The 13,304-nt window shown below is 32.0% G+C and carries 14 protein-coding genes and 1 riboswitch; of the genes, 1 reads left to right on the top strand and 13 read right to left on the bottom strand.

Features of this window, described 5'->3' with window-relative positions; translation table 11 throughout:
* Positions 1-171 precede the first annotated feature (171 nt).
* The 11 genes from COE53_RS10560 to COE53_RS10510 all read right to left on the bottom strand — a co-directional run bounded on the left by COE53_RS10560 (position 172) and on the right by COE53_RS10510 (position 10,737).
* A complete protein-coding gene (locus COE53_RS10560) occupies positions 172-714 on the bottom strand; it encodes a dockerin type I domain-containing protein (protein ID WP_069033514.1) in 543 nt (180 codons plus the stop codon).
* A complete protein-coding gene (locus tag COE53_RS10555; protein ID WP_069033513.1) occupies positions 692-1,153 on the bottom strand; it encodes a protease inhibitor I9 family protein in 462 nt (153 codons plus the stop codon). The genes COE53_RS10560 and COE53_RS10555 overlap by 23 nt, the downstream gene beginning before the upstream one ends.
* 386 nt (positions 1,154-1,539) lie before the next feature.
* A complete protein-coding gene (locus COE53_RS10550; protein ID WP_069033512.1) occupies positions 1,540-2,796 on the bottom strand; it encodes an MFS transporter in 1,257 nt (418 codons plus the stop codon).
* A 218-nt stretch (positions 2,797-3,014) separates the two neighbouring features.
* Entirely contained in the window at positions 3,015-3,869 is an 855-nt protein-coding gene (locus tag COE53_RS10545; RefSeq protein ID WP_069033511.1) for a lipase family protein, read from the bottom strand.
* A 17-nt stretch (positions 3,870-3,886) separates the two neighbouring features.
* On the bottom strand, positions 3,887-4,738 hold the full coding sequence (locus tag COE53_RS10540; protein WP_069033510.1) for a lipase family protein: 852 nt from the start codon (positions 4,736-4,738) through the stop codon (positions 3,887-3,889).
* Positions 4,739-4,831: 93 nt separating this feature from the next.
* Positions 4,832-5,269 (bottom strand): ferritin family protein, encoded by a 438-nt coding sequence (locus COE53_RS10535; RefSeq protein ID WP_069033509.1) that lies wholly within the window; start codon positions 5,267-5,269, stop codon positions 4,832-4,834.
* A 233-nt stretch (positions 5,270-5,502) separates the two neighbouring features.
* The gene (locus COE53_RS10530) at positions 5,503-7,407 is read right to left on the bottom strand and encodes an APC family permease (protein ID WP_084006852.1); all 1,905 of its coding nucleotides are present in this window, start codon (positions 7,405-7,407) and stop codon (positions 5,503-5,505) included.
* 207 nt (positions 7,408-7,614) lie between these two features.
* A riboswitch (cyclic di-AMP (ydaO/yuaA leader) is annotated at positions 7,615-7,749 on the bottom strand.
* 185 nt (positions 7,750-7,934) lie between these two features.
* Positions 7,935-8,123, bottom strand: a complete 189-nt coding sequence (locus tag COE53_RS10525; protein WP_025671293.1) for a hypothetical protein — start codon at positions 8,121-8,123, stop codon at positions 7,935-7,937.
* A 108-nt stretch (positions 8,124-8,231) separates the two neighbouring features.
* Positions 8,232-8,420 carry a hypothetical protein gene (locus tag COE53_RS10520; RefSeq protein WP_069033508.1) on the bottom strand — a complete coding sequence of 63 codons (189 nt, stop codon included), beginning with the start codon at positions 8,418-8,420 and terminating at the stop codon, positions 8,232-8,234.
* A gap of 285 nt (positions 8,421-8,705) precedes the next feature.
* Positions 8,706-9,359 carry a potassium channel family protein gene (locus COE53_RS10515; protein WP_069033507.1) on the bottom strand — a complete coding sequence of 218 codons (654 nt, stop codon included), beginning with the start codon at positions 9,357-9,359 and terminating at the stop codon, positions 8,706-8,708.
* Between the two features lie 37 nt (positions 9,360-9,396).
* Positions 9,397-10,737 carry a TrkH family potassium uptake protein gene (locus COE53_RS10510; RefSeq protein ID WP_069033506.1) on the bottom strand — a complete coding sequence of 447 codons (1,341 nt, stop codon included), beginning with the start codon at positions 10,735-10,737 and terminating at the stop codon, positions 9,397-9,399.
* 163 nt (positions 10,738-10,900) lie between these two features.
* Here COE53_RS10510 and COE53_RS10505 point away from each other — a divergent pair, with 163 nt between their 5' ends.
* Positions 10,901-12,154 (top strand): cation:proton antiporter, encoded by a 1,254-nt coding sequence (locus COE53_RS10505; protein WP_069033505.1) that lies wholly within the window; start codon positions 10,901-10,903, stop codon positions 12,152-12,154.
* Between the two features lie 61 nt (positions 12,155-12,215).
* Here COE53_RS10505 and COE53_RS10500 read toward each other — a convergent pair whose 3' ends face one another.
* Both COE53_RS10500 and COE53_RS10495 read right to left on the bottom strand, forming a co-directional pair.
* Entirely contained in the window at positions 12,216-12,578 is a 363-nt protein-coding gene (locus COE53_RS10500) for a MerR family transcriptional regulator (protein ID WP_069033504.1), read from the bottom strand.
* A 10-nt stretch (positions 12,579-12,588) separates the two neighbouring features.
* The gene (locus COE53_RS10495) at positions 12,589-13,299 is read right to left on the bottom strand and encodes an SDR family NAD(P)-dependent oxidoreductase (RefSeq protein ID WP_069033503.1); all 711 of its coding nucleotides are present in this window, start codon (positions 13,297-13,299) and stop codon (positions 12,589-12,591) included.
* Between the last annotated feature and the right edge of the window lie 5 nt (positions 13,300-13,304).

The following is a 13,304-nucleotide window of genomic DNA, read 5'->3' as shown; positions in this document are numbered from 1 at the left end:
TTGGGGGAATTTGACGTTTTTTGCTTAAAAATCAAAAAGATTTAGATTTTCCTTTTTTTACAAAAAAACTATCATACTTTTTNNAAAAAGTATGATAGTTTTTTAATTAAATTATAATGTTTTTATTATTTTCTTATCGATATATGCTTTTTTCAGAAGTAATCTGTACTCTTACTTTAAACCTAATTGATTTAATACATCTTCAAGTGTTACGCCTTTATATGAAGTCTTAGCTTTTGGTGAATTTGGTACCGTATTATTTTGTAAACCAAAGTTTTTAATTACATAATCCATATCTTTTTTGTTTACAACCCCATCGAAGTTCAAATCAGATCCTGATTTATTTGTACCCCAATATGTTTGAATATTTAAAGCATCTAAAATATCAATAACATTATCTTTATTTGTATCACCAGCTGCAGCTGTAGCCAGGTTGAATCCTAATCTTCTTCCTTGTGCTTCACCTCGAACGTTATCTGATAACACTAAATCCTTATACATTGTAAAATGTCCTGGTACATCAACTTTTATCGTTGCAGGCTTATTATCAGGTTTAATTCCATCTATAACATAACTACCGTTTTTATTCGTAAACTGAGCATCTAAGATTGTTCCGTCATATGAAGTAACAGTTACTTTTGCACCTATATTTTGTTGGTTAAGTGCCCAATTTGTTTGATTCGTTGCTGGATCAATTGTACCTTCTAATTTCATTGAGCCTTCTAATCTTGTAAATGATTGTTTTTAATAGATTTTTAATTTGATTAGCTGGTAGGCTCATCGAAACACCATTAAACGCATTTTTATATGAGCGAGTAATCTCGTAATCTACCTTCTTATTTTTCTCATCGATTAAAATTTGATCAACGTCTTGTTTAAATGTATCATGATCTTGATCAATTAAATTTTCAGCTTCATTTGAAGATAAAGTTTGCCCTTGTATACTTGCTTCAATTTGCGCAACTTTTACCGGTTGATTTGCAAATTGTACAATTACAGATGTTTGTTTAGTTGAATTCTGATCAATATCAGATGAAATTTGAAGTCCTGTTGATTCGTTCGTTGAAAGTTGATTTAATGCAGATCTTTGTTGTGGTGTTAAGTTAGCTAGTATGTCCTCTACTTTGGAATAACCTGCTGGTTCAAAAGACATATATTCCCTTGTGTTTTTCAGGATTTCATGTCGAATTTTGATTGATAGTGTAAAAATAGAAATCATTATCAACTTTAAAGTAAATTCTTTGATGCAAACCTTGTCGTCTGATGAGTATTTTTCAATTTTAAAATTGGGGGAAAATCAGAGAATTCCTAATATTATTATTGGAAATAGATTAAAAATTAATTATCAGAATAATAAGAATAATAATATAGCCCTATAAATAGAACGAATAAATTATTAAAAACGATAAATTTCAACCCTAATAAAATACAGTAACATTTACTAACTATTATCCGTAAAAAATAAAAAAGCCCAATCCTTTTGAAAGGGAATTGAGCAATAACTTTCTGATTTTCACCTATTTAGTTTCTGCACATTTATCAAGCTCCCACTTGATGTTTAGATTCATTAACGTTTAAATTTTCTTTTGGTCTCACGAAAATAAAAAATGCCACTCCAAAAATAAGCATTAAACATGTTGCTAACAAAATTGAATGATTGTATCCAAGATTAATGTTTGTACCCGCAGATTGTATGACTTTCCCTGTAATAATCGAACCAATTGTACCTGCCAAAGAACTGATTCCAACTATTAATCCACTCATAAATCCTTTTTTAGAAGGTAATAAGCTATTTACTATTTGAGGACTTAGACCAAACATAAGAATACATAGTCCTTGTATAATAGAAAACATAGCAATTATGATTACTGTTGAAGAAATAATCGTTAATAAATAAGTTAGTATTCCCGCAATAATCAATGAAAGTCCACCAACGAATACATGTGATCTTCGATAGCTTTGGTTTTTCTTATATAATTGATCTACAAATCTAGAAATAATGATATTAACAATAATTCCTAAAATCCCAATAAATGCTATGGCGTAACTCATTTGACTTTGTGTGAAATGTTTTGCTTGTACCAAAAAAGAAGGAAGCCACACAATACTAAATGAAGTCATCCAGTAAGCTGAAAAGGAAGCTAAACATGAAAAAATAAAAGTTGGCTTTCGTAAAATTGACATAACTTGAATTTTACTTACTAAAGAATCGGATCTTAATTCCTGTTTTTCTAATTGAACATTCGGTTTTTCACGACCAAACCAAACCCAACATATAAACCAAATCATACTCAGCATACCTAAAGAGCCATATGCCATCCTCCATCCACTAGACGAAATGATTGCGACTAAAATCGGTGCAGATACTAATGCTCCAATCGTATTTCCTAAGTTCAAAATGGATAAAGCAAAACTTTGCGAGTCTTTCGAAAACCATTTACTCAAATGATTGACAGCAGTTGCATAAAAAGGCCCTTCACCTATCCCTAACATTACTCGTGACAAAATTAGTAATGGGAAACCAGTAATGAAAAATGCACTAAACTGAACAATTGACCAAAAAACCGCCAACATCGCCAACATTTTTTTTGTCCCGATTCGATCTGATAAAGCTCCTCCTACCATGCCTGCTATCGAGAAAAACCAGAAAAAACTACTTCCAACGATCCCCCATTGTTCATATGAAAGTCGAAATTCTTTCATTATAGGAACAGCTGAGAATCCAGCAACCGACTTATCTGCAAAATTGATAATACCTAATACAAAAATACAAGCAAGAATTTTCCAACGATTCAATCCAAATCTCTCCTATAAACTCAATTATACTTCGTTGATAATAGATAAAAACTATTTTTGATAAGTTAATCCTACATTAATCATGTCATGGTAACTATTATAATATGACTTTTTTCAAAACACATATAGGACTAAACTCACTTTAAAAATAAATAAAATAAACAGAAGAGAGCACATATGCCTCTTCTGTTTTTCGTTTACTTACTTTATTCAACCATTTACTTAGAATCTTTACTAATACAGTTTCCATTAAAAGGAACACAGATTTTTGTATTTGGACAAAAACCAGGATTTTTAGCACATAATGAAGCAGCATATTCAGGATTCAACCTACGCATTTGATTAAAATAACAGCCAATATAATGATTACGAGCAATACTATTTAGTTGAAATGATACCGGAAAATTTTTTTTTACATGTCGATAATAGAGGCCTCTTGCAGTAAATGGGGGAGGATACGATTCTGCAGGCAACGTAGGAATAATGTCATGTACATTAAATATGCGTACACTATTTTTTACAGTTTGATCGAATCGATATGCAAACTCTGGATCGGCTACCCTTGGACTACCGAATGTATAAACATATGGTGTTTTATAATCTGTATTTATCGCAATATCAAATGAACATAAAACGGCCAAAGCTCCTCCTAAACTATATCCTGTTATGAATAGTTTTTTATCACGTGAAAGCTTCATTAATTCTCTCATCATTTCATTTCTAGCAGATTGATAAATACAAGTAAAACCACGATGAGTTTTGCCAACATTTTCAACAAACGGATACTCTACTTGATATAAGTCCTGATCTGATTCATTATCTTTAAATGAATCAGTACCTCTAAAAGCAATAACGATCTCATTATTTGATTCTGCGATAAAACCAAATGGTTCTGCCTCCGGTTCTTCTACTCCTGCAAATGCGTAAATTGTATGAATCAGTTTAAATCTTTTCGGTAAGATTATTTCACCTTTTTCATTTTCAATCAGTTGATTCGATTGATGACACATTACGGCAAGTAAAATAGCGTCTGAACTATTGAACACCTCTTCTCCATTACGTGAATGTTTCATATAAAACACCACCTTCTTTAAGGACAAGGTTTTGGACAGTTACAAGTTCTCTGAAACGGAAAACACATTTCTGAGCTGGGGCAAAAACCAGGATTTTCTGAGCACAACACTTCTGAATAATTTGGATTCAATTGACTTAGATTTTTAAAATAGCAACCTATCCCATCGTTTCGTGGTGTATCGTTCAGCTGAAAAGAAAGTGGATACTTTGTATTTACGTGTTCATAAAATATTCCATCTTCTGTAAATGGAGGAGGATAAACTTTATCTGGAAATGTTGCAAAAGAATCGTGAATATTAACAACTCTATTGCTATTTCGAACGATTTGATTAAATTTGAAAACAAATTCTGGATTTCCAACACGAGGACTACCAAAAGTATAGACGAATATATTTTCAAATTTTGTATTTACAACAAGATCTAAAGAAGCTAACGTTGCTAAAGCTCCACCATAATTATGTCCAGTTATGAATAGGCTTTTCTTCTTTGAAAATTTATTTATTTCTTTTAATAATTTTTTTCTTGTAGATTGATAAATACAAGTAAAACCTCGAGAAGTCTTTCCCGCATTTTCTACATATGGATATGGTACTTGGAGAATATCATATGCTGCAATAAGATCTGCCGGATAAGAGGCGTATCCTCTAAATGCAATGATGACATTTTCACTCGATTCAGCAATAAATCCAAATACTTCTTTAGTGGGATTTTCTACATTCACATCAGCAAAAATAGTATATTTTAGCACATAGCCTTTCGGTAAATTAATTTTTCCTGTTTGATAAAGTACATAAGCTTGATAGCTAAATGCAGCAAGTAGTATAGCTTCTTTACTATTGAAACTATTTCTTTTGGATGAGAGATTCATATACCCACGCCCTATCGTTTATTGCATGCCTATTATGCACCTGACTCTTTAAATTTGAACAATATGCTCATTGTCCTCTCCTTATAATTAATCCTATTTATTTTTTGTGTAAAAATAAAGGAACCAGACTGCATGATTTTGCTCATCTTTTGCCGCTCTACTAAAAGCATTTTTAATAAATTGATTTGATGTTCCGTCTGAAACACTTAAATAAAAATCGACTGTTTCTTGTTCATCTTTTAGTGCAAACTCAAGACCTTCTATATAGACATCAGGACAATTTTCTGTAATTTTCGGCTGTGGGTTTCTCCCTGTTAAACTAGTATAAATTGATACAAACTGATTGTAGTGTTTTATTTCATCTTCCCTTATTTCTAATATGGTTTTACGTTCCTCCTCTTTCTTTACTAAATTCGCTAATTTCGCATAGCAACTAATTGCTGAATATTCACCATTGATAGCTTTTTCAACGTCACTTATTAATTTCTGATCTCTTACATTCAAGTTTCGGTAGTTTTGATAATAATACATAACCACACCTCTTTAATTCTTAATTAGGAAAAGTTATTTTTTATTAATACCTCATATATTGTATGTTTCGTATAGCAATATTAAGTTATTTTTTTGTTAACACTTTTTAAACTGTAATTCTTAATATTCTTCATCAACTTAAAAACGTTTATATTCACTTTTTTTGTTTGCACTTATTTTTCTTAAGACTTCCAAATAAAAAAGCATGAAATAAACATTTCATGCTTTTAATACTATTTTCTCAAATGATAAGGAACTGTCGTAACGACTACATCTTTCTGACTAATCAACCAAAGTCGAAGTAATAATGCAGTTTGATTATGCAGAAGATTATGCCACCATCTTTTAGGAATAAATTGTGGAATCACAATTTGAACGTGACTATTTTGCTCTTTTGCTTCAATTATCTTAATGAATCTTGATAGTGGTGCTAATACTGATCGATATGGGCTTTTTAAAACGACTAGGCGACAAGGTGTACCCCATTCTTCCCACTTTTCTTCCATTCCTTTGATCGATTCATCATCAAAACCTACATAGACTGCAATTGGTTCAGTAGCAATACCTTTTGCAAATGATAATGTATTGTGAACAACACGATGAGTACCCGACACTAATACAACTGTTATAACTTTATTTGCTTCTGGTTTAAAAGAACTTAAATCAATCCTTAATTCGCTTGCTACATTTTGATAATGTTTATAAATAGCTAAAGAGAAGAAAATTATTGTCGGAATAACAACTAAAACAACCCAAGCACCATCAGCAAATTTTGTAACTGCAAATATAACCGTAACAACAGAAGTTACAATTAAACCGATAATATTTATTGCTAATTTCACTTGCCATTTCGGTCCTTTAACCCGCTTCCACCTTCTTGTTAAACCTAATTGCGCTATTGTAAAAGATAAAAATACACCGATTGCGTACAGTGGAATTAATGCATTTGTATGCGCTTGGAATGCAATAATTAAAATACTAGCCGCTGCAGCAAGTGCGATGATTCCGTTTGAGTAACCTAAACGATCACCTCGGTTTGTAAATCCTCGAGGTAAAAATCCATCTGCCGCTACAATCGCCGCCAATTGAGAAAATCCTGTAAACGTTGAGTTAGCAGCTAAAATTAAAATGATAAACGTAAACCAAATGATAACTTGATACAGTATTCCATGTCCGAAATAGACTTTTATTAATTGTGATAACATCGTATCGTTTGGATTAGGTGAAATACCATTCACATATAAATGATAGGCAAAACCTAAAAGTGTAATTGAAGTTATAACACCTAGCGCTATATATGTTTTAATTGCATTTTTTTGACGAGGTTCCCTAAAAACTGGTACTGCATTTGAAATAGTTTCAATACCTGTTAAAGCTGAACATGCAGAACTAAATGCTTTTAATACAAGCAAAATACTTAAACCTTGTGGAACAGTACCAAATGTAGGTGTATGATGCTGTACAAAACCATGTTGCAATTCATCAAAAAATCCAGTAAATATTAAAAGTAACATACAAATCATGAAGCCAAATGTTGGCCATGCGAAAATTCTTGCAGACTCTGCAACCCCACGAAGATTAACAACTAATAATAGAAATACACAAAAAATAGCTAACACTGTTTCATAAGGTGCAACAGCTGGGTATGCAGATGCAACAGCTTCTAAAGCAGCAGATACTGAAACCGCAACAGTTAAAATATAATCAACTAATAGTGAGCTTGAAGCGATGAGCGAAACCCATCGAGGTTTGAAATTGTCTTTTGCAATCGCATATGCCCCGCCACCACTAGGATAAGCTAATATTCCCATAATATATGAAAGAATAAGTAATCCTAATAAAAGAACAGTTGCGATTGTAATTGGTATGATATACCAGTGTGCTTTTGCCCCTAGACCGATCAACTCGGTCATTCCAGCCTCTGGTCCATAAGATACAGATGAATACAAATCGGCTGCAAGAATCGGTAAGGCAATAAACCAAATCAACTTATTATGCTGAGCATGGATCTCTGCAGTTCTCATTGGTCTACCAATAAAAACTCGTTTTACGCTGTTAAAATTTGCAACTGAGTAATAAATCCCAAAAATCGCTAAAATAAAAAGTCCTAGTTCTATATAATCGGACGGATGATGCATAAATTTCTCCCCTTTTCCTAAAAAAACGCATAAAGAAAACTCGTTGATTGGCGAGCCTATAGGCGAAGACAGAGGCGTAGTTGCGCTTATACTAAATTCCTAGAATTGGCACCTACGTCGTGAACTCTGCAACGCTGCCAATTTATACTTTTTTACGTACAAAAAAACACTAAGCTTTACTTAGTGTTTAAAAACAATACTAAATAAACCCCCTTCTTTAAATGCTTACGAGGTTAGCTGTCGGATTCGGGATTAAAGAATACCCCTACCTTTACAAAAAAGGATTCACCCCTATAAAGAAATGGTTCCCCCGCTCTTTTTAAGATTAAGCAACTATGGTTTGAAAATAGAGAAATATAAAATTTTCAAATGTAAATATATAACTTTAGGATAAATTTGTAAAGAGACTTTTTTTAAAATTTACATTATAAATTTGGAATCTCAAAATAATAGCAATCTAATGGATCAACAAATATAGGAAGAAATGAGTGGCAAAAAAAATCTCTTTTTCCCTCTTCCTGCTATAATTATCGTACTTGATTCCAAACGATTTGTTGTGAATTTCCAGTTACAACTATATTTGTTAATACACTTTGTACTTCTTTTTGATTAAACGTTGAAATTGTTTTATTCGTTTCTGACATATTCGTTTCGTACCCAGTCAGTAAAATAGAAAATCCACATCCAACTACTAAAGATAAAATTACTTTTTTCATTTTGTTTTCTCCTCTCAATTTTTTTCATATAAAAAAACCATGACCTATGGCCGTGGTTTGACGTTCATTATTAAACGTAAGACCATCTTTAGGAAAATTCGCTACTAATTAGCGCGCTTGATTCCAAACGATCTCTTTCGATTGATCAACTGCTACAATACTTGATAACACGTTTTGTACCTCAGTTTGATTAAACATAGAGACCTTTTTATTAACTTCTGACTTATTCGTTTCGTACCCAGTCAGTAAAATAGAAAATCCACATCCAACTACTAAAGATAAAATAACTTTTTTCATTTTTGTATTCTCCTTTCGATTTTTTTCATATAAAAAACCATGACCAAATGGCCGTGGTTTGACGTTCGTTTTTAAACGTAAGACCAACTTTATCATGATAAAATACACTCGTCAAATGGTGATTTTTGGAATATTTATTGTAAACGATTACTTGAAATAAATGATTTTAGTTGCTCTATTTTTGGTAATCGTTTACATATTTATCACGATAAAAATAAGTACATTTTACTAAAAAACGCTACTCATGAGAAAATAATTTTTAATTTAAAATTGTATTTTTAAAACTTATTCGATATTTGAAAATCTATGTAAATCCCTATTTTCTCCAATCATAACTAATACATCTCCTTCATGTATAATTTCATCAGGAGAAGGTGAGATATTAACTACTCCTTCGCTTTTTATAGCGATGACAGTTAAATTAAATTCTACTCTAATGTTTAATTCTTTCAAACTTTTCCCAACCATTTTTGAAGGTAACTTAATTTCTTCAATACTGTAATTTTGAGCGAGTTCAATAAAGTTTAAAACATTTGGAGACATTAATTGATGAGCTACTCTTTCTCCCATATTCTTTTCCGGATAGATAACCCAATCAGCCCCCACTTTTTTTAACACTTCACCATGACGCTTATTTAATGCTTTTGCAACAATTTTATCAATTTTCAATTCATTTAAAACTAAGGTTGTTAAAATACTAGATTGCATATCATTTCCAATCGCTACAATCACTGTGTCAAAGTTACCTATACCAATAGCCTTTAAAGCTTCATCATTTGTAGAATCTGCTATTACTGCATGTGTAGCTGTGTCTGCAAACTGATTAATTCGATCTTCATTAATATCAATTACTAACACTTCATTACCGTGTTGTAATAAAGTATTCACAATACCTGAGCCGAATCTACCGAGTCCAATGACTGCATATTGTTTTTTCATATTCACATTGCTCCTATAAATTGAATTATGGTCCGATTTAACCAATCATGATTTTACCCTTTGGTCGTTTAAAAGGATCCGAAGTTCTTCTTAATGTAACAGCAAAAGCAATCGTCAATGGACCAACCCTTCCCGCAAACATTGTTAAAATGATCAAAATCCTTCCAATTGGTGTTAGATCAGGGGTCAATCCCATAGATAATCCAACAGTTCCAAATGCAGAAGTTGCTTCAAATAAGATCATTAAGAAGTCCTTTCCATGTTCTGTAATTGTCAATATCATGGTTACAAAGATAACAATAAGCAGACCACATACAGTAACAGTAAGTGCCTTATAAATAGTGTCATACATTATACTTCTTTTAAAAAATACAACATCCTCTTTCCCTTTAATCTGTGAACGAACAGCTCCTAATAATGTAGCGAATGTAGTCGTTTTTATCCCTCCACCCGTAGAACCCGGAGATGCCCCAATAAACATTAAAATGATAATAATAAAAAGTGTGGGTTGCGTTAAATCAGGTATATTGAGTGTATTGGATCCTGCCGTTCTAGGTGTCACAGATTGATACAATGATCCCAGAAATTTGCCAGTCCAAGATAAAGGCTGTAATGTTTTAGGATTATGCAATTCTAAGAAGAAAATCAGAACAGTTCCTAAAACTAATAAATAAATACTTGTTTGAAGAACTACTTTAGTATGTAAAGAGAGAAAGCCTGTTTGTTTATATTCATACAATTCGTTCATTACGATAAAACCAATTCCGCCAAGTGTAATCAATAAACAAACTACAATTGTAACAGTAGGATCTGCAACATAGCCAGTTAGACTCTTAAATCCTCCCATTAAATCAAACCCAGCATTGTTAAAATTAGAAACAGAATGAAATAGTCCAAAATAGATTGCCTTTCTAATTGGCATATCAAATGAAAAACGAATTGCTAATATGATCCCACCAACTAATTCGATCACAATTGTAAAAATAAAGATTCTCTTTACTAAACGAACAATTCCTGCAATTGATAAATTATTCAATGCTTCCTGCAATAACAACCGTTCTTTTAGAGAAATTCTCTTACCTAAAAGAACTGCAAAAAAAGTAGCAAATGTCATAAAACCTAAACCCCCAACTTGAATGAGCGACAAGATAACTAATTGTCCAAATAATGTGAACGTTGTACCGGTATCCACTACAACTAATCCAGTCACACAAGTAGCAGATGTAGAAGTGAATAAAGCATCCAACCAATTCAACCCTTTTCCATCCATAGTAGCGATTGGTAGAGCTAGAAGAATACTACCTAAAACTATAATAAGAGCAAATCCAATCACTAAAACTTTTGATGGGTCTAAGGAAGGCTCCAGCTTTTTTTTCATAGTAGTACATCTCCTCTTTTCATATTGTTTTGCCCTATTTGATTATTAGCGTACCCAATGAGAAAAAAATATAATAATTACTTGATATATTCTTAATAAATATTTCGAGTTCAACAAGGTCAATCTAAGATTAGTTTATAAGTGCCTAAAGAGGTGATCTATTATGGAATCAGTAGTAATGAAGACTGTTGAACATGAATTGTATATAATTACTTTCGTCTTGATTTTTGGATTATTGGCAATTAAATTAGCTGAAAAAATAAAAATTCCTGATGTAGCTTTATTTATGATAATCGGAATATTAGTAGGTCCATCAGTATTTAATTTCATTTCATTGCCAAATGAATCAGTGGCAAATCAGTTCATTATCGTCCTAGGTTCTGTCTTAATTCTGTTTGAAGGTGGTAAAGCCATTCATGTTTCCGTTTTAAAAAAAGTATGGATTACCATCTCTCTACTATCGACTCTTGGAGTCATTATTACAGCATTAGTTGTAGCAGTTACAGCTTTTTATTTATTGAAGCTACCATTCTTATATGCACTTTTGCTTGCATCAGTCATCGCATCTACAGACCCAGCAACTTTGATTCCAGTTTTTAAACAAGTTACGATCCATGAAAAAGTAAGACAAACTGTAGAAAGTGAATCAGCCTTTAATGATGCAACGGGTTCTATTTTGGCATTTACTATACTTGGAGTCATTTTAGGACAATCGCAATTATCCATTTCAGCTAGTATTTGGAGTTTTTTTCGTGAAGCTGGGGGTGGAATATTAGTTGGAATAATTGTTGGTTTCTTTGGAGCTTTTTTTACTTCATCACATAGATGGGCATTTTTAAATAAATACAGCACAATTGTCAGTCTAGTATTAGCAATTAGCTCATATTTAGTAGCTGGATTGATTCATGCTAGTGGGTTTATGGCAACTTTTACAGCTGGTCTTATTTTAGGTAATCCACAATTGTTTCGTCTTCATATTTCAGATGAAACTAAAACAACAGATGCACATTTTTCGGATAATGTTACATTAATTATGAGGAAACTTATTTTTATGTTACTTGGTACCCAAGTTAATTTTCATATTTTAAGTAAATTTTGGATACAAGGAGTACTAATTGTTTTAGTTTTCATGTTTATTGCGAGACCGCTTACAGTCCTTTTTTGTGCTTTGCCAGATCGAAAAGCAAAATGGACATGGAAAGAAATTTTGTTTATGTTTTGGGTTCGTGAAACGGGAGTTATTCCTGCTGCACTTTCTGGGATGATTGTAGCTGCTGGAGTTAAATATGCAAACGAAATAACAACAGTTACTTTTATCGCCATTCTAATGACAATTCTTATACAGGCTAGTACCACGGGTTATGTAGCTAAAAAATTAGGTCTTGTTATAGAGAAATCTAATTTAAACAACAATTAAAAAACCTTGAGTATATACTTATGAATTCAATAAAAAAGACAACTGTTAAAAGTCGTCTTTTTTATTTTTGTATTTCGAATTCATATTTAGCAATTTTCCGTTGAATTTTCTTTAAATTTTCTTCTGTTTCTTTTATTTGCTGTAAAACATTTTCTTCTTGCTGTTTCATAAGATCTAAACGTTGATTCAAGGTTTCTTCTCCACGCATAGTCCAGTCAACAAATTGCTTTATTTTTTTGATTGGCATTCCTGTATTTTTTAAGCATAAGATCATTTCGATCAATTTAAGTGAATCCTTATCGAAAATTCTGTCTCCACTTTCAGTTCTTTTTAGAAAGGGTAACAATCCTTGTTTGTCATAGTATCTTAATTGAGAAATTGTTAAGTTATTTAACTTTGCTACTTGCCCAATTGTATAATTCATGAACTCTCCCTTACCACGGCATAATGCCATTTGCATTTAATATTTTGCCATTATAATTTATATTACTTAACGCAAAGTCAGCTATGATTTTGGCACCCTCAGCTGTTGTTTTTCCTCCAGCCGAATTATGATTTAAGTCCGTTGTTGTAAATCCGGGTGTAACACCGAAAATTTCTGGACCGTTACTTCCAAATTCTTTACCAAATGTTAATGTTAAAGAATTATTAGCTGTTTTTGAAGAATTATAACCTAAAATATTAATTGGGTCAGTTTCACCGCGGTCAAACATTGTTTGTGATGCCATATCGGTCGTTACATTAATAATTTTTCCTCGTTCTGATTTATTAACCAATGGTAAAAAAGTTTGGATCATTTGGAAAGTTCCAAAGAAATTTACTTCAAAGGCCTGACGTAATGTTTCAAGTTTGATTTCACTTGGTTTAATATTAAAATCAGGTGCAATACCTGCATTATTTATTAAAAGATCTAGGTGATTAGTTATCACATTAATTTTTGCGAGAGAATTTTGTATCGATTCTGTATTAGTGACATCAACTGGAATAAAGGTAATATTTGATAATCCTAAAGATTTAACAGCTTGCTTCCCTAATTCTTCATTTCGAGCACCTAAAAATACATGGTAATCTTTTTCTGCCAACTGACGAACAACTTCTAATCCTATTCCTTTATTAGCCCCTGTTACAAAAGCAAATTTTTTCATTTAAG

The organism is Bacillus sp. AFS029533 (assembly GCF_002585125.1).
GTDB classification, from domain to species: domain Bacteria; phylum Bacillota; class Bacilli; order Bacillales; family Bacillaceae_G; genus Gottfriedia; species Gottfriedia luciferensis_B.
Note: the sequence above shows the minus strand (reverse complement) of the source record. Positions and strands in the feature narration are given on the sequence as shown.